Origin of the sequence: Tritonibacter multivorans (genome assembly GCF_001458415.1) — a bacterium.
In the GTDB taxonomy this organism is placed as follows: Bacteria; Pseudomonadota; Alphaproteobacteria; order Rhodobacterales; family Rhodobacteraceae; genus Epibacterium; species Epibacterium multivorans.
This window is the reverse complement of sequence record NZ_CYSD01000031.1, coordinates 1-17,565: the sequence shown is the minus strand read 5'-3', so window position 1 is coordinate 17,565 and position 17,565 is coordinate 1. Positions and strand designations below refer to the sequence as shown.

Here is a 17,565-nt window from a genome sequence, read left to right as displayed (position 1 = left end):
TGTGGTGATCCCTTATGAAAGAATTCCGGCAAGTTTGATGGCCGAGCGCGCGTCAGTGCGGCGCTCGGGTTGCAAAATCGAATAGGTGCCAAGGCGCGCAGCCCCGGCGCTGGCCGACAGGCGCGGCGCGTCCAGATGGGCGCGGGCCACATCGGCAAACAAGGTGACAGGAACGGGATCGCGCATGTATTGCGCAATCACCGCCTGCAATTCCAGCAAAAGCGCGCTGTCCTGCGTCAGCGCATCCAGGTCCGCGCGGTCCATACAGGTGATTTCAACCGACACCCGCCCCATTGGCGTATGCCCCGACGCGCCTAAAAGTGCGCCGCGTCCCAGCGCCGCGCTTGGGTGCGGCTGCGCGGACAGACGGGTGCGGCAGTCGGGATCAATTGGCAGCTTGTGGCTAAAGTCGGCGGTGACTTCGACGGGACGCCCGCACCACCAAGACACCATTTCTCGCAGACCTTCCAACGTGCGCGCCCGCGACAACAGCGGAGCAAGCACCTGAATGAAACGTGGATCACTTCCGTCCTGTTTCACCAGACGGGCCAGACGATCCAGCACGCTGGCCGCTTGCTGTCCGGCATGGTCCTGCGTGGCAACCAGCACAGCAGCCTGTTCTGCGCGGACACGCAGCTGCATCAGCCGTCGATCAAATAAGGCAAAAAATGCCTGCATCCCGTCGTCATCAGCGTGCAATCCTTGCTGCAAAGCATCTTGGATATGATCCGGCAGAGCACTGTCAAAACTGTTTAATGCGCCCCCCACCAGTGCCACATCCGACAGGCCACTGTTCTTGGCCAGACTGCTGTCCTCTGGCGCTGTGGTGCCATCGGGAAAGGGGTCAAATGCCCCCTCGTTCAGGGCGCGCAGGATCTCGGGATTGCGCAAGCGCATCGCCTGCACCAGCGGCAGATCGACCAGTTGGGGGTCTTTCTTCGCACTCAGCCGCATGTCTGGCTCCCGTGCTGCCGGTCGAAGACCTTGAACGGTTCAGCCCGCCCGCGTTCGCGCAGTTTCAGTTGGAAAAAACGGTCATAGCTGATCATGGCGGCGAATACGAAATGCAAGGCGGTGGCAAAGACATTGCGGGCAAACGGCAGCGCTTCGCTGTCCAAGACCACTTCGATCTGGCTGCCAGCGGCCAGCAGGACATTCCGGCCAACATGGACCGGTGCGATCGATTGGGTCACTTTCACGTCCCAGATCGCATTGGCGGCGTCCGCATAGCCTGTCGGCGCACAGAGATGCAGCATTTCTTTCAGGGCTTCCGCCGGGTTTTCAGCATCAAACACGGTGGCAAAATTGCCGTTGATCATCGACATCACATCCCAAAGCCGCGCAGGCGACATATCAGGCGACACAGGCACAGTTGGTTCGCCAAGCAGGCCAAAAGGACATTCCGCCAATGCATCTTCGTCAAAGAACACCGTTGATCCTGGACGGGGCGCACAGGCGGCTGAGCCATTGGAACAGTAAAGGCTGGCAACAAAATCCAGCGTTTGCGGCGTGTCGGCTGTGGTGGCAAAGCTCACCTCGCGGCGGGCAGGTTCAAAACTGCCGACCTCGAACCGTTCCTGCCAGGCGGGCAGGCCATCGCCACGGCGGCGCTGCGGTGAGGTGATTTCTGGCAGAACATGTTCGCCTTCGGGCGATAGATGCCGCAGGTCGCGGATCTGCAGGGTTTCTACGGTCATATGCGCGCTGGACATCGGCAGCACCGGAACTTGCGCTCGGGCATAGTCGTATCGCACCGGCCGCGACTGATCGACAAAAAGGTTCACCACCGGCACCACATTGGTCTCAATATCGCCGTTTGCCACTTCGCCCAGAAGCTTGCCGCCCTCCCCCGTCAGGAAGAACCGCAGTTCAACCGGGCCCGTGACCTTCGCGAAACCAGCGTCTGTCCCGTCCAGCCGGAAGAACGCCGCTTTGTCGGGATAGGCCAGAAAATCGCGCAGCCGCGACAGGGCTGGCGCTTGGGTGCCGGGACGCGGCAAGAACGTGCGCGCATCGCCATGCATAACAAGGTCAAAGCGGCTCTGCTCCAGTGGCCAGCTGTCAAAAGCCGCGCGCCCCTCGGTCGCGGCATAGGCAAATCCAAGGACTTCGCTGCTCAGAACCTCGATGAGGCGCTGTTTGCGCCCCCCTTGGGCCGCAACATAAAGTTCCAGCGCCTCGAGGCCAAGATCCGCAAAGCTCTGTCCCGCATCCAAGGGCGCTAAGGTCACGCACAACGCCGCCTCGCAGCCGCGCACCGCAGACGGCACATCAAACGCCAAAGGCGCGCGTTCCAACCGAACATTGGTGACCGAGATGGGGTTCAATCTGACATCGCGCGCGGCAGAAAAGCGGCAATGTGGGCTGTCATCGCCCATGTAGATCGGCAGGTCGGTGCCTGCCTTCAAAGTCATCGCATCGGCAAACTGACCGGCATCACCTGCAAGCTTCACTGCAGCGTAACTTGGGGCACCAAGAAGGAATGTCGGGGCCAGAATGCGCATCAGATCCAGCGCGGTTTCCGGCAGGGTGTCGTCCATACGCTTGGACAGACGCGCCGCATGAAGCGCCAGAGAATCCGACAAACGCTGCACATCCGGATCACTGCTGCGACCGGCCGAAATTCCCAGCGCCTTGGCCTTCTGGGGGTGGCTTTGCTCGAACCCTTCGAACGCGCGGCGCATATAGTCGAGCTCGGTCTCGAAATACTGAACAATGCGGTCCATTAGCGCCCCTCCTCCACGTGCTGGTCCAGACGGGACATGCGCGTTTCTATTTCGACCGGTTCACCGCCTTCAATGCGGCCGGCAACCTGAAAGGTCACGGTGTTTTGGTCTTCATCTTCGCTCAGCTCAATGTCCGAGATCGCGGTCAGGCGCGGCTCGAAGGCAGACAGGCGTGTTTTCAATGCGGTGCGCGTTTGACGACTTTCGCGCCCTTCGGCCAGAGCCCAAGTCATTGGCACACCAAAGCAAAGATTGGACTGGCGCACATTGGGCAGCGCCGGGCTCGTGGCGGGTTCAGGGACAACCGCCTGCAACAGCGCCTGTACATTGTCTTCGACACGTGTTTCCAGATCATCATCCAAGGGCGACAGAAAGGCTGAAGCAAAACTCATCTAGGCCACCTCGCCGAGGCTGCGCGCCCCAAAGTCGGTCTGCAGCTGAATATCGCCCATGACCTCATCAATTTGATATTGCGGCCGCACCACGACCTCGCAGAGGAAGCGCGCCGCGTCATTGGGGCTTTCTGTCACGCGAATGCGCGCCCCCTGCAGTGGATAGCGCGCCTGCAATTCCGTCGAAGAGGACGAGGGCGAAACATAGGGGTCAAACCAGTTATTCAGGATCGCCTCGCATTCAGAGGCAGATTTCACTTGGCCGATCAGCGATCGGATCTGCACTTTCACAAAGTGGACGATCCGGCAGGCGTTCATCACCGACTGCAGCTGCGTAACAACCGCCTGATTGGCAGAACCTTTGCAGTCCACCACTGTGCGGTTGCCGACGAAATACAGCAGATTGTTTTTGGTGCTTTCCGCCAAAGCGATAAAACCCAGTTCGGAATAGGCCAAGGCCAGCGGGCGGGTCATGCGCACCGTTGTCCGTGACTTGCGCGCGCATCCCTTGGGCAGCGGGTTTTGTGTGGGTTCCAACACAGCTCCGACGCCGGGCTCATTGCTCACCAGTTTCAGAAAGCCAAACCACGCACAGCGGCGGTATTCTGCAAGGATGCTGCGCAACAGATCATAGGCCGCACAGCCCCAGACCCCATCGCTCTGGCTGGGCCATTGGTGGAACCGAAACCCAAGGTCAAGATCCTGATAGGGTCCACGCAGCTGGGTGCGATTGACCACCAGCCCCAGAAACCGCGCGTTTGGCAAAGCCCGCAGCGCCTGCCAGCCGCGGTAGTCTTCGCCGTTCAGAATATTGCCAATACGGCGCACATCAGTGAACCAGGCGGCATCGCCTTCGCCGAAAAAGTCTTGCCCTGCCCCCATGAGGATGGGGCACATGCAAGCCTCGCCCAGAGAACAGATCAGCTGCGCGGTATAAAGATCGTCAAATTCCGTATCCAGGCTCATCGACAGATCATGGTCGATCATCGCCACACCAAAGGGTTCGCCCCCCAGCGTATCGAGTTCTTGACGGCCAAGTTTGGTAAACAGAACCGAGCGACGGATATCAGCCGTGTAATGCAGATCGCGCGACAGCTCTTCCCAGCTCAGGTCCAAGAGCTTGATCTTGATCTGTCCCGCGCTGGGGCCCGCGCCGGCGGCGACACCTTTGGTCCAGACCACAGAGGCCAAGCCGCGCCACCGCGCTTCCAGCTCACGAAAGCTGGGCGCTTCTATCACGTCGTTCAGCTGATCATTCAACACGTCGTCGATGTCCAGAACCAAGCGGCGTAGATGCGTGGTCAGGTCTTCACACGTGCCAAAACGCTCGCGCAGACGCGCGAGGAGAAGGGCCTCAGCCGATGTGCCCTTCAACGGGGCCTCCCCCGGTGCGCCGGGCACCGCGGGAGACAGGTCTTCTTCTGGGTTCAAGCCAGGGTCCAAAGACGTCAAGAGACGTTCCTTAGCCCGGGATCTTGGTGACCATACGCACCGAGGTTGTCAGCTCTTCGAGCTGCAGCCACGGACGCAGATGCGCCACAGCGGAGTAAGCGCCCGGGCGGCCCGGTTGCTCGATCACGTCAATGGTGCTTTCCGCCAGCGGGGTCTTGGACCGCTCTGCGTTGCCCATTGCGCCGCCGTTGGTGTAAAGGTCGATCCAGGCCTGAAGCTGCGCTTTGATGTCGCCTGCTTCGAGGTTGGAGCCCAGCATATCGCGGCCCATAACCTTGAGGTAATGCGCGATCCGGCTCGCGGCCATGATATAGGGCAGACGGGCAGAGATAGCCGCGTTTTCGGTCGCATCCGGATCCACATAGACCTTCGGGCGCTGCGCGGTCTGGCCGCCGATGAACACCGCATGGCTGGTGTTCTTGTAGTGCACCAGCGGCAGGAAGCCCAAGTCAGACAGTTCTTTTTCGCGCTCATCCGTCAGGTTGACCTCAACCGGGCAGGCCTGCTTGATATCGCCCGCGTCGGTTTTGAAGGTCAGGTTCGGCAGCTGCTCGACCTTGCCGCCGTTCTCAATGCCACGGATCGCAGTACACCAGCCAAAGGCAGTGAAGGCGTCGTTCATCTTCTGAACCAGCTGATAGGCCGCATTGGACCAGACCAGTTCGCTGTTGTCGGCGGGACGCTGGTTGCCTTCGGCATCCGTGGCCAGCTCGTGGTAGTCAAAGGTCTTTGCCTTGCCACCGTTTGCGCCATAAGGCAGACGCGCCAGAGTGGACGGCAGGGTCAGGGTGACATAGCGGCTTTCGTCGCTGTCACGGAACCCGTTCCAGGACGCATAGGCCGGGCTGTCAAAGCCAGCAGCAACCGGGCGCCCTTCGGCAAAGGATTCATAGGTATTGTATTCAAACATCTCCGCGCCAGCGGCGGCGATGAAGGGGGCGTGACAGGCGGCTGCAGTTTCCGCCATATAGGTCAGCAGGGCAACATCTTCGTCGCCATAGCCAAAGTAGTAATCGCCCAGCAGCACGCCATAGGGTTCACCGCCTGCGGTGCCAAATTCGTCCTGATAAAGCGCGTCAAACAGCGGCGAACGGTCCACGGCGGGCGCATCTTCGAACTGTTCCAGCAGCTCTTCTTTGCTGTAGTCCACCAGGCGGATCTTCTGCTGGGTGCCCACTTCGGTTTCGCGCACCAGCTTCTGAACACCGCGCCACGACCCTTCCAGCGTGCGGAACTTTTCGTTCTGCATGATTTCGGACATCTGCTTGGACATCAGCTTGTCGATCTCGGCCACCGCATTGCGGATGGTCGCGCCGACATTCTGGTCCCAAGTGATGGAGCCTTCCATCGCCTGAGAGGTCAGAACCGACAGCAGTTCCTTGGTGGTGTCTTCGGGCGTTTGAACCGTTGCCTGCAGCGCGCGGTCCAGAAGGCTGACTTCTGTGGCCTCACCAGCGGCGGCGCCTGCGCCTTGTGCTTCTGCTTCCGACATTATGCGTCCCCTTTATCTGCTTCGACACCCAGCTCTTCGCCAAGCGCTTTGATCATGTCTGCGTCTTGAAGGATTTCCTTCAGAACTTTTTCGAGATCACGTGAACGGTCTGCCTTTGCCACCAGGGTCATTAGCTTTTCGCGGGTCTCGGCCAGCTTGCGCAGGGGTTCCACCTTGTCGACGATGGCATCAGGTTCAAAATCTTTCATGGTCTTGAAATCGAGATTGACCTCGAACTCGGACCCGTCGTTTTGAACCTTGTTCTCCACCGTATAGGTCAGCGACGGCCCGACGCGGGTCATCACATCATTGAAGTTGTCTTTGTCGACTTGATAAAAAGTCCGATCCTCGATCGGCTCTTTATCTTGGCGGTCACCGGAGTAACCGCCAATCATTGCCGTCACAAACGGCAGTTCTTTCTTCTGAACTGCGCCGCCGTCCTCGACGTCAAACGTAATGCTGACCCGGTTCTTGCTGACGCGCTTCTGCTGTGCGTTCAATGCCATGAGGGTACCTCCTGATCAGGCTTATTTTTTGGCGGCCTGGTTACCGGAAACCAGCTGGCCGGTGCGCAGGTCGAATTTCACCACGTCACCTTTTTCGACGGCACCAGCGGTGGTCTCGTAGTAGTGGGTGACAGAAATGGTGGTGTAAGAGAGCGACATTTTGGATTTGCCCGGCTCACAGTTGTAGGAAGACAGACGCGCTTCTTCCAGGGTGATCACGCGGGTCGGGATCATGCCTGCGCCGTCGTTCTTGGTTTTGGTTTCCAGGATTTCAAAGGTTTTACCTTTGTCGCCCGGAGCAAAGAACAGGGTTTCCAGAATTGCAGAGGCCGCATCGGGTTCGCGGGTCACATCGACGTCGCTCAGTGTGGGAACACCGGTTTCCGCATCGCCGGACGAACCGACCGCGATATAGATCGAGCGGGAGTAACCCAGCTTGTAATCGGCAACCGGGAAAAAGCCCTTTTTGCCTGCAATTTCCTGGATGCTCGCCATGCCGTTGAAGCTGTCGATTCCATCGATACGCATAAATACGCCGGCCATGTTAATACCTCTTTGGTTGGGTTGTGTTCGATAGGGTCATTACCACTGGAAACTCTCCACGGCCGGCTCTTCACCGGGGGTTTGCGAAGGGGATTCAGTGGTTTCCACAGCAGGCACAGGGCTTGCTGGTTTGGAGGGCGCAGGTGCAGGCGCAACAGGGGCGCTTGCGGGTGCTGCACTCGGGGCGGGTGCGGGCGCCGGGGACGACGCTGGCACTGCATTCGGGGTCTGAGCGGGAACAGATTGCGCGGCGGCGGGCACCGGAACAGCTGCGGCATAGTTGTCCAAAGCGGGATGCTCCACACCACCGGCTGCGCCTGCACCGGGTCGGCCATATTTATCGGCAAACCCTTGGCTTTCGAGCCCCGTCATCAACGCCATCTGCGCCATGCCAGTGCTGCCTTCGCTCAGAATTTCTCGGTAGAGTTCGCCGGCACTCAGGTTGCCCCAGCGCACGGCGCGGTCCAGCAACAGGCAGATCGGTGAATGTGGTTCCGTTGTCCGGAAATATGTGGCCAGCTGGGCAATCGCGCGCAGCGCATCCTGACGGTTGGTGACATTGGTGCCGAGATTAAAGCCACCTGAGACCGGCGCAGTTGCGGCAGAATGCGCAACGGATGGGGTCACAGGAGTGCCACTGTCATCCGCAGAGGCTGCTTCAACGGTTTCAGCATCCGCCTCACGACCCGGCCACGGAAAACCAAGCCCGTCGACAAGTTTTTCGATCGCGTGCAGCAGATCAGTGACCAGACGGCTGCCATAGCCAATCGACGGCGGGGTTTGGCCGTGCGTTCTGGCATAGGATTTCACGGCCTTGTCCAGACGCGAAGTCAGATCGGAAAGCTCCTGAAAAGCCTCAATTTTGGCCGTCAGCGCAGGGCCTTCTGAACCGATCCGTGCCGCAGCTTCCGCTTGCAGACTGTCCAGCGAGCCATCCTTGTCCGCCAGAACATATTTGCCGAGCGTGACTTCACCAATCAGCGCCATATGCGTCAGCGGACCGTGGATCAGACCAGAGCCTTCAACCTCGCCAAACAGCTGCACAAAGGGACGCAAGCGCAGTTCCGCAATCTCCGCCGCGCGGGCCTTTTCAGTGTCACCGCGCAATTTTGCCTCTGGCAAAATCGGCTGCATCTGGTCAAGGCTCTGCTCGACCAATTCAACCATGGCGGCCATTGCGTCGCGAAAGTTTTCGACCGGCTTCGCACCATGCAGCTGTGCGGCCAGATACCAAGACAGGATTTCAAGATCCTTTGACGTCTCGGTCAGGCAGGTGGCGCATTGCTCAGACAGCGCGGCCCAAGCCGCGGTATTTGCCGCGATGTTTTCAGAATCCTCAATCGCGTCGGGCGTTTCCGTCATTTTCCGCCACGAGGTCTGCGCCGCATTGAACGCATTGCGCAACCCGCGATAGATCTGACGCTCCCCTTTGAGGAAAACACCAAATGGCTGATCACCGGAGATTGGAGCGGTCAAGCTGGTCATTCAGTTTCCTTTTTTGCCGGAGCATTGAAGCCAGCCATTGGGATGGACACTACGATGTGACGTTGCGTTATCAAGCGCGAAAAAGATTGTTTTTTCATTACTTAAGAATGCCTTAACCCTTGGATCACGTCGTCGTGTTCAATGTGAGTACCACGAACGGCTGGGATCTTTCCGTCGCGGAAAATACAGAAAAAAACAAAAAAAGTTTCCGCCTGCATTTCCCCCCTCATTTGACAACCTCGGCGACAGACAGAAGCGACAGCGGCGGATACAACTCCAGCTGCTGGGCTTGGGTCATATTCACAATCACGGAATAGCGGTTGAGCGACTTAACCGGCAGATCGCCAGGTTTTTGTCCCTTCAGCAGAACCTCTTCGGCCTGCGTCGCGGCCAGGCGCCCCACATTGGCGTAGCTGGTACCGACGGCCATCAAAGCACCCCCCTTGCGGACCATTTTTGTGTAGGCCGAGAACACTGGCAGACCCAGTTCTGTCGCCGCTGCCACAAAGGCATCCTGATGTTCGAGATTGAATGAACTTGAGCCAACATAAATGGCTTCAGCCCCACGATCTTTCAGCCGGACCATGGCGGCGGGGATCTGCGCAGGATCGACCGCGCCTTCGGCATCAGCCTCGTACAGTTCCTCGATCAGCTCAAATTCCAGATCATCGGCAATGGCGCGCAGTTTCTGGGTATTCAGGGACGAGTTGAGCTCTCCGGGGTCATTCAAGACCCCCAAACGCGCGGGGTGGTGATATTCAAACAACAGGCGCAGTTGGACATCTTCTGGCACCCGGTTTCGCACGCCGGAGATCATTGGCCGCTCTGTCGAAGCATAGCTTGCAACCAGATCAGAGCCGACGGGATCCGCAACAATCATGAAGATTGCCGGAATATCACCCAACGCAGATCCCGTGCCGTAATTCGCCTGTGTTCCAAGGATGCCGCGCGACACGCTGGTTCCCCAGGTGACCACCAGATCCGGGCGCTCTGATTTCAGCTGCGTTTGCAGATCGGCCAGCAGCTCTTTGTTCCGGGCCACATCGGTGACCTGAACCTCCACCGGCAGATCCCGATCCTCAAAATAGCGGGTGAATGCCCGGCAGGCCTCTTCGCAGCCACGCCAGACAACCATGTGCACTTTGTGATCTGCTGCATGGGCCGCCGGGCTCAGCGCGGTTAGCGCCGCGACAAGTGCTGTTTTCAGATTAAGACGTGACATGAGCAGACGCGCCTCCCTTGATCGAAAGAAGCGCCATGATCACACCCAAGACCGCAACGGACGCCCCAAGGATCGCTGCCACCTCGCCATAGTCGAGGTAGACCAACATGGTCGCGACAATCACCGGCCCGATCACGGAACCGATCCGTTCAGAAGTGCGTAGCAAGCTCAGCGCGCCGGTGCGCGTGATATCCGCGCTGCGTTCCGCCGCCTCCATCGCCGCCACAATCAGCGGGGCTTTCAGGAAGCCATGCACAACCCCCAGTGCCGCGACCACCGCCAGAACCATCGCAGCACTTGTGCTTTGGTACAGACCCACCAATACGATGCCGGACGCAATGGTCGCAAAGATCACCATCCACAGGTTCTTGCCCAGACGGTCCGCAAAACCAGAAGCCAGCGGGCTCGTCGGGATGATAATCAGCGAATAGAGCATCATGACGCGGCCAATTTCGGTCTGGGTTGCATCCAGGCTCGCCAGATAGATCGGCACAAAGAGATACAGGAACCCGGTCAGAATAACCTTGGCCGGAATGGCGCAGAACAGGACGATCAGAACGAACTGGCTGTTGCGCATCAACGTGGCCACCGGACTACGACTTGCACCGGGTGCGGCCTTTTTCTTTTCCGGTTTCGGCAGATCGGTGCTCAGCATTTGCCAGCCCAGAAGGCCCGCAATCAATGCAAAGATCGTTGCGACCAGGAACACAGGCTTATAGCCCAGCCAATCAGCCAGAATTGCGCCAATTGCCGTGCCACACATGGTTGCGGCCATCAGCACGCCCACAAAGATCGCCATGCCACGGGCGCGCTTTTCTGCCGGAACCACTGTCGCGATATAGCTTTGGCAGCTGATTGTGATGATCGCATACCCCACCGCGGTCAGCGCGCGGCCTGCCAAGATTTCATTGCCGCTTTGCGCCAGATAGCAAACGAGATAGCCGCCAACAGCCGGCACAAGCCCCGCCAGAAACAGGGTTTTATTCCCGAATTTGTCGACCAACTTGCCCGCAAAAGGCGTGAAGGCGGCAATCACGAACATAAAGGCCGAAATCGGCAGCCCCATCATAATATCGCGCGAAAAAAGGTCACTTTCGCGGTGAAACTCTGCGACGAACAGGGGCAAGAAGGATTTCTGCAGTTCTTCGGCAAAGCAGAACACAAAGAGCGGGATCCGCGCATCGATGATGGAGGCTTTCTGGCCCTTATCCTGCGCAAACAGGCCGGTGCGATCGCCAAAATGCCTAAGACTGGACAGCAAGTCCCCCTCGCGCAGACCCTGCATTGCCGCCGCAAGACGGTCACGTAGAGCCGCGTTCTGGGCGTTAATCCGGGTAATAAACGCGTTCAGGCGACCCTTTTCTGCACCCACGGTGTATTGGCGCAGATCCCCCGCCGCGCGGCCATTCACGGCGCGCTCAACACGGCGGAACGGCTCGGTCAATTGCGAGGTCGACAGTACCACAACCACTTCGAGGGCCACCAGAGATACTGCGATCAAGATGACCAGCGTGTCGAAGAACACCGAAGTCATTTTGCCATTCAGGTAGCTTTCATCCAGGCGCGCTTCGACTTTGGCGAGCACCTGCCCCTCGTGCAGGACGTCAACCGCGACAACTTCTGCGTCGCTTTCCACCTGCAACAGAATGGTGGCCACATCGTGAATGGCACCAACGATGCCCAATCCCTGCGCAGCCTGCTCTGCAGCGGGCTGGGATGCTGGATCGTCTGTGCCATTGCCGATCACCACACGCAGATCTGCGACCTCGGGATGTTCTGCAACAAGGGTTGCAATATGCGCATCCAAGCCGCGAATTTTGTCGAACGGAATGCCAATTTCCATCGCATAGGCAATGTCATGCTGCACCGATTCCGCAACCGCACGCGCCTTCTCCAGAAGATAGGGGCGCAGCGATGTGTTGAACAGCACCACGGTTGCCATCAGGCTCAGCACCGCGGCCACGATCATGGCCAGCGTGGTGCTTAGGAACAGGCGGCGCGAAAAGCCCGAGATCAAAGAGATCCCGCCTTTGGTTTCCGGTTTGTCTGCTGTCGACGTGCTCGCATCACTCATGCGATGTCTCTCCCCACATGCCCGCTTGTCTGCGGATCGTTATTTGTTTTCACGCCGTTGACCTGTGGTTCCGTCGCAGGATTTTCTGGGCTGCTGTCGCGCAGCATCTGCGCCAGTTCAGCTACGGCTGCGGCAACCTGCCTATCGCCTTCGGCAATTGCTGCGCTGACATCTGCATCAGCCGCACCGGCCCCCGCAGGGGGGGCAGCGCCAATGCAAGCCGGATCCAGCGCCCGAAAGGCAGTACTGACGCCCCTGAACTGGAACAGGATAAAGGGAATGAGAACGGCTGCGACCAATCCAAAAATGATCAGATAGCTGCGGTTCATTTCACCAAAAGCGCTGTAAGCGCGGCCGAGGTAAAGCTCTGTTGGGGTGGTCAGGATCACAGCGCCCATCACCGCATTGCTGGAATCAAACACCACGCGACCGGTAAACAGCGCCTCACCTGCATCAACCAATGCGGTTTTCTCGCGGCCAGAGAGGACACGCCGCAAAATCGGCTCCATATCGGCAAGCGCATCGCCAGACGCCAGAATTGGCACGCCAATAGGGGACACAATTGCGATTTGCGCCAGGCTGGCATCTCTTGCGCGTTCTCGGTCCAACAGATCCTGCAGGCCAGCCATTTCGTCCATCGCAAGGCCAAGCGCCTCAGCCCGCACAATGGCGGATTCGATGGTCGCTGCGGATATCTGCAAACGCGATGACGTCGCTTCTGCCGCCAGAGAGCGGAGCTTGAGCTGGTTCAACGAGTTTTGCAGCATCAACATCGCCGCAGTCACAGTGAGGACCGACAGAATGATCCTCAGATAAATTTCGCGAAATACGCGCCATCCGCCCGGTGTCATTTCAAAGACAACCTTTTCCCAACCTAAGGCCCTACTGGGCCGCATCCAATGCTCCAAACAGGGCCCTTGCCCGACCTGTCAGAACAACTTTGACTTGCTGCGTAAAACCCCATTGCGGCGAAATTGTGAGAGTTTCACCGCCGCGATGCGAAAGACGCAAACAATATTCATTTTTTAAAAAGACACTGACTAACAGCAGATTAAAAAGACTACCCGCCGACCAAAACGGTTACGCAGCCCATCACAATTGTGCCCCCATGGGCACAGGTATCGCCCAGCCTTGCCTGTGGCTTCTTTCCAACCAGAACGGTACTGCTTCCTTTGACCACAGTGTCCGGTGGCCCCACGCAGACCGCCACGCTGCCAAGGCCTGCAGCAGGCATTTTGCCGATCAGAACAGTGGGGGCTGACGGGGTTGAAATCGGTCCGCCGACATGGGGAACAACGCCCGTGACCATCGGGCAGACATGGGTGTCGCCCACGCGGGCTGCTGGCATCCCTGGCATGGCCTTACACCCCGTCGCTCTGTGCAAGGTCGGCAAGCGGCCAGCCGCCTTCGGCCACCTCCAACCCGCGTTGATAGGCACTGTTCAGAACCACCTGAAAACCGTCTTTTGTATCGCCCACCAAAAGCGCCACAGCCCCCAGCAAAGCCGAGGCATGCAGCCCTTTGGGCGGAAGCACCACAGGGCCATCCACCGGCCCCATACTGCCCGACCCGTTCCAGGCCACTGCATTACACAGCCAACTGACAGGATCAGAGCTGTTGCGGGTTTCACCGGCCTGCATCAATTGGACACGGCGCCCCTCTTGGGGATCACGCACCCAGTTTTCAGCCAACGCCAAAATGGCGGCCACATCGGGCACAATCTTGCGCCCCAGCGCTTTGGCCACATCACGGTGCACCGCCACGGCCCAGCAGACCCCTTCACGCGGTGGCATGCCATGCGCAAAAAAGTTCGCCAGATCTGACAACAATTCTTCTTTCAACAAAGCCGCCACCGTCTCTGCCGGGGTCATTTCAGCTGAAATGACCTCCTGTGCCTCTTCGGTTGGGGCGAAACGCTCTAGGATCGGAGCGCTGGTTTCAAACGGCATTTTCCGCACTGTGCTGCTGCCCCTTAGTTGATCATTGCCATTGAGCCTTTGAGCGTCAGCACGCCCGAGGCCGAGACTTCGGCCATTGGTCCTTCGACCTTGACCATGGCGCTGCCTTTGGCCGCGATATTCAAACCTTTCAGATCAAGCGTTGTCTTTGCTTCCAGCTTGCTGGAGAGGCCAGACAGCGACAGTGTCGCATCGCTTTTTACATCCACCTTGCTGGAGCCGGAGATTTCCACTTTTGGCGCGTCAATTTTGATCCCGCTCGAGCTCAGCTCGATTTTCGAGGACCCAACCTTGAGCGTGATCTTGGACGACCCTTCCAAGGTGATTTCCTTGGCCTCAACCGTTTCGCCTTCGGTGATGGTCGAGGTTCGGCTTTTGGCACTGTTGGTCTGCGCTTCAGTGACAGCGATTTCCCAGTTCTTACCAATGTCCAGCTTGCTTGTTTCGCCAATCTTGGTGGTGTCGAGCTTTTTGACGTCCCGGGTGACGTTTTCGGTCACCAGCAGTTCAAAGTCCTTTGCAGCGCGCAGGCCAATCAGCTCTGCGCCTTTTTTATCGTCGAACTCCAGCTCATTGGGATCGCCCTCCAGCTTGGTGCGAATGCCCGACTTGGTAGAATTCTTCTCGGCAAAGGGCGGTTTGTGTTTGTCAGTGTAAATCTGGCCAGTGATTACGGGCGCATCTGGATCGCCGTGCAGGAAAGACACCAGAACCTCGTGTCCCACACGCGGCAGGAACTGGCTGCCATAGCCATTGCCGGCATAGGGTTCTGCAACCCGTAAGTAGCCACTGGCGCTGCTGGTTTTGTCCCAGAAAAACCGCACCTGAACGCGCCCTTCCGCGTCACAGGCCACCTCACCAGCTTTCGCGCTGCTGCCCCCCACAACAATGGCATTGTGGACGCCTGCGATCAGCGGCTTTGGTAGACGCTCGGGGGCGGGAAGATTGTCAGCAGAGACCGCTTCGAACTGGCAGGACACGGCATTGCCGCGCTTGGGGGTATAGGTCAGCCCGATCACCACATAACGCCCGGCCAGATCCGGTTGATTGGCGCTGGCAATGTCAAGTTCTTGGCCAATGAACATACCGGGATGCTCGCACGTGCCGCTAAGCCCCAGTTCCGGCGCCTGTTCTGCGGCAGCCAATACCTTCAGCTCATTGGTTTTCAGATCGCCAATGGTGACATGGCGATACTCTACCACGCTTGGGGTTTCTGTTGTCTTGGCAGCGCTTGATACGGCAGGTCCGGCCGTGGCCATATCGGCCTTTTCCGCATCATAATGCGTCAGCTCGACCTTATCGGGGCGCAGCGCGCGGCGCAGGCTAAGCTGCGAGGCCTCCATGCGTTCGACGTCCGACATTTCCGCGTCCGTCAGCTCAATACCCCCCGCCCCTTTGGGAAAAGGGTTTTGCACATCATGAATGACCAGCGTGTCAGCAGCGCTGCCGTCATGGAAGTAAAACGCCAGCCCCTCTTCGGCCAGAATTCTGCGACAGAATTCGAGGTCGTTTTCATTATATTGGATCACTGTCTCGCGTTTGGCTTTGCCTTTGGACCCAGAAATCTTGAGCCGGGAAAGGCCGTTGCGCGCCAGAACCTCTTTGACGATATCGACAGCATCTTTGTTTTGATACATTGCGCTATGCACGCTCAGCCCCAGCACCGCGAGAACCGGTTGCACCTTGAGGCGCAGCATAGGCGACCCGGTCGCGTCCAGCACGCGCTCTGCCGCCATTACAAGACCTGCAAAATCACGCGGCGCGACCTCGAAAAGGTCTTCGGGAAACGCCAAGGTGCAAGGCTGCCCGACCAAAGCATCCAACGTCTGCGTCTGATCCAGAACGGTCAGGTTATAGACGGGCACTTCGGACAGCCCCTCGCGCAGCGAGAAGTCGATCACTTCCAGCTCCAGCGAACCGTCTACGCTAAGTTTGATCAGATCTGCCGCTGCGTCACTCATCTTCTGCTTTGCCTCTCGTGAATCGTGCCATCGATTCTTATTTTGCGCCAAATATGACTGGTTTCCGTTGAACGTAAAAGACAGCTTATTTCAATTTCTTTTACATGCTCAGAACATAACGGGCTCTGCATCCTCCAAGAGCGGATTTTCCCCACCCAGCATTTGATAAATCGAAAACCTATCCAAATCCTCATCCACCTGCCCGCGCCCCCAGATCAGCCGAGGATGCGAATAGCCCGGCGTCGCCGCCCGCGCGGAACGCGATGCAATGTCAGCCCCGATGGTCAAAGCATGTTCCCAATCGATCGCAATCAGGCCATCCCCTGTCACAATGAGGTTCTCTGGCCGCAGGTCGCCATGGACCAGCCCACGTTCATGCACCCCCGCCAGGTTTCCTGCGAAATCTGCCAGCAAAGGCGACCAGAGGGACCGGTCAACATCGCTCAGCGTCGGGCCCGCAACAAACTGGCGCCGCAACACCATGTTCTGGCCGTCCACAAATTCAACAAGCTTTGGCGCAAGCCACCCCGCCAAACGCGCCAAAGTCATTGCTTCATTGCGCAGCAGATGCCGCCCCGCCGCCCCAATGTCAGAGCGCGGACGTTGCTCCAGAACGCCGTCCGAAAGACGCCGGAACCTTGACGGCAGGGTGGGTGAAATACCGGGGTCTTCCGACAGTCCGATACACTGCGTGTTCATTTAACACCCCAGACAGAGAGTGACTTAACCATGCCATACGCGTTGCGCAAAACCTTGTCCTTTGGGGCAAGTTTCGATTTCAACATGCAAGCACCCTTTTGAGTTTGCCGTCGGGCGACCCGAGGTTTGATCCGTTCTGCAGAAGACGGCGCAATGGCCGCTCAGCCCGCACCTGCCGTGCTACTTGTTTTTCACGGCAAGAATTGGGCGCTTAAAGTTAAACGCAGCTTTCTTAAGGTTCCGTCGCAGAAAATTCGCCCGCCGCTCATTTTTCCTGCCAACGCAAAGGCATCTTGCCGTATCGCGCCAACTGGTGAACTGTGCCCCCTAGAACTGGTGAAATGGATTGATGCACTCACATTGAACCATGACTTCAGGAACCGGACCGTTTCGAAGCGCTGGTTCCAAAATAGGGAGACCCGGAAAATGCACGCAAGTGAACACCTCAGCTTCAGCCCTGCCACCCCCGAAGACGCGCGCGCGAAACCTGCGGCGCTTGTTTGGGAAGATCCCTTTCTGATTGAAGACCTTCTCTCTGAGGAAGAGCGCATGATCCGCGACACCGCGCATGCCTACTGCCAGGACAAGCTGAAACCCCGCGCGATCGAGGCCAACCGCCACGAGGTGTTTCACCGCGACATCATGAGCGAAATGGGCGAGCTGGGCCTTCTGGGGCCGACCCTCCCCGAAGCGTATGGCTGCGTCGGCGCCAACTATGTGTCTTACGGGCTTGTTGCCCGCGAGGTCGAACGTGTCGACAGCGGCTACCGGTCTGCCATGTCGGTGCAAAGCTCGCTGGTGATGCACCCGATCTTTGCCTATGGCTCCGAAGACCAACGGCAAAAATACCTACCCAAACTGGCAAGCGGCGCATGGGTGGGCTGCTTTGGCCTGACCGAACCCGATCACGGATCAGACCCCGGGTCGATGATCACCCGCGCCAAGAAAGTGGACGGGGGGTATTTGGTTTCCGGGGCCAAGAACTGGATCACCAACAGCCCGATTGCCGATGTGTTTGTGATCTGGGCGAAATCCGACGCCCATGACAATAAGAT

16 protein-coding genes are annotated in these 17,565 nt (G+C 58.4%); 1 reads left to right on the top strand and 15 read right to left on the bottom strand.

Annotated features, from left to right (window positions below; all coding sequences use genetic code 11):
* Positions 1–12: 12 nt before the first annotated feature.
* From TRM7557_RS09160 to TRM7557_RS09090, 15 genes are all read right to left on the bottom strand, one after another.
* A complete protein-coding gene (locus TRM7557_RS09160; protein ID WP_058289920.1) occupies positions 13–954 on the bottom strand; it encodes a type VI secretion system baseplate subunit TssG in 942 nt (313 codons plus the stop codon).
* Positions 945–2,726, bottom strand: coding sequence for a type VI secretion system baseplate subunit TssF (gene tssF / locus TRM7557_RS09155; protein WP_058289919.1), 1,782 nt, complete (start codon positions 2,724–2,726; stop codon positions 945–947). Before tssF ends, TRM7557_RS09160 begins: the two co-directional genes overlap by 10 nt.
* Positions 2,726–3,118: a GPW/gp25 family protein gene (locus tag TRM7557_RS09150; protein WP_058289918.1), complete on the bottom strand. Its 393-nt coding sequence runs from the start codon at positions 3,116–3,118 to the stop codon at positions 2,726–2,728. Before TRM7557_RS09150 ends, tssF begins: the two co-directional genes overlap by 1 nt.
* Positions 3,119–4,570, bottom strand: coding sequence for a type VI secretion system contractile sheath domain-containing protein (locus TRM7557_RS09145; RefSeq protein ID WP_058289917.1), 1,452 nt, complete (start codon positions 4,568–4,570; stop codon positions 3,119–3,121).
* Between the two features lie 10 nt (positions 4,571–4,580).
* Positions 4,581–6,062, bottom strand: a complete 1,482-nt coding sequence (tssC, locus tag TRM7557_RS09140; protein ID WP_110590833.1) for a type VI secretion system contractile sheath large subunit — start codon at positions 6,060–6,062, stop codon at positions 4,581–4,583.
* Positions 6,062–6,568: a type VI secretion system contractile sheath small subunit gene (gene tssB / locus TRM7557_RS09135; protein WP_058289915.1), complete on the bottom strand. Its 507-nt coding sequence runs from the start codon at positions 6,566–6,568 to the stop codon at positions 6,062–6,064. The genes tssC and tssB overlap by 1 nt, the downstream gene beginning before the upstream one ends.
* 21 nt (positions 6,569–6,589) lie before the next feature.
* Positions 6,590–7,111: a type VI secretion system tube protein Hcp gene (locus TRM7557_RS09130; protein WP_058289914.1), complete on the bottom strand. Its 522-nt coding sequence runs from the start codon at positions 7,109–7,111 to the stop codon at positions 6,590–6,592.
* 39 nt (positions 7,112–7,150) lie between these two features.
* Positions 7,151–8,596, bottom strand: a complete 1,446-nt coding sequence (locus tag TRM7557_RS09125; protein WP_058289913.1) for a type VI secretion system protein TssA — start codon at positions 8,594–8,596, stop codon at positions 7,151–7,153.
* Between the two features lie 226 nt (positions 8,597–8,822).
* A complete protein-coding gene (locus TRM7557_RS09120) occupies positions 8,823–9,818 on the bottom strand; it encodes an ABC transporter substrate-binding protein (RefSeq protein WP_058289912.1) in 996 nt (331 codons plus the stop codon).
* Positions 9,805–11,892: an MFS transporter gene (locus TRM7557_RS09115; protein ID WP_074942001.1), complete on the bottom strand. Its 2,088-nt coding sequence runs from the start codon at positions 11,890–11,892 to the stop codon at positions 9,805–9,807. Before TRM7557_RS09115 ends, TRM7557_RS09120 begins: the two co-directional genes overlap by 14 nt.
* Entirely contained in the window at positions 11,889–12,743 is an 855-nt protein-coding gene (locus tag TRM7557_RS09110) for a hypothetical protein (protein ID WP_058289911.1), read from the bottom strand. The genes TRM7557_RS09115 and TRM7557_RS09110 overlap by 4 nt, the downstream gene beginning before the upstream one ends.
* A gap of 209 nt (positions 12,744–12,952) precedes the next feature.
* Entirely contained in the window at positions 12,953–13,240 is a 288-nt protein-coding gene (locus tag TRM7557_RS09105; RefSeq protein WP_328586543.1) for a PAAR domain-containing protein, read from the bottom strand.
* 13 nt (positions 13,241–13,253) lie between these two features.
* A complete protein-coding gene (locus TRM7557_RS09100; RefSeq protein ID WP_058289909.1) occupies positions 13,254–13,841 on the bottom strand; it encodes a DUF6931 family protein in 588 nt (195 codons plus the stop codon).
* A gap of 23 nt (positions 13,842–13,864) precedes the next feature.
* The gene (locus TRM7557_RS09095) at positions 13,865–15,811 is read right to left on the bottom strand and encodes a type VI secretion system Vgr family protein (RefSeq protein WP_058289908.1); all 1,947 of its coding nucleotides are present in this window, start codon (positions 15,809–15,811) and stop codon (positions 13,865–13,867) included.
* A 108-nt stretch (positions 15,812–15,919) separates the two neighbouring features.
* Positions 15,920–16,510: a phosphotransferase gene (locus TRM7557_RS09090; protein WP_058289907.1), complete on the bottom strand. Its 591-nt coding sequence runs from the start codon at positions 16,508–16,510 to the stop codon at positions 15,920–15,922.
* Positions 16,511–16,936: 426 nt separating this feature from the next.
* On the opposite strand from TRM7557_RS09090, the gene TRM7557_RS09085 reads away from it, so the two are divergent.
* Positions 16,937–17,565: acyl-CoA dehydrogenase family protein (locus tag TRM7557_RS09085; protein WP_207382649.1), on the top strand; the 629-nt coding region annotated here is incomplete at its 3' end.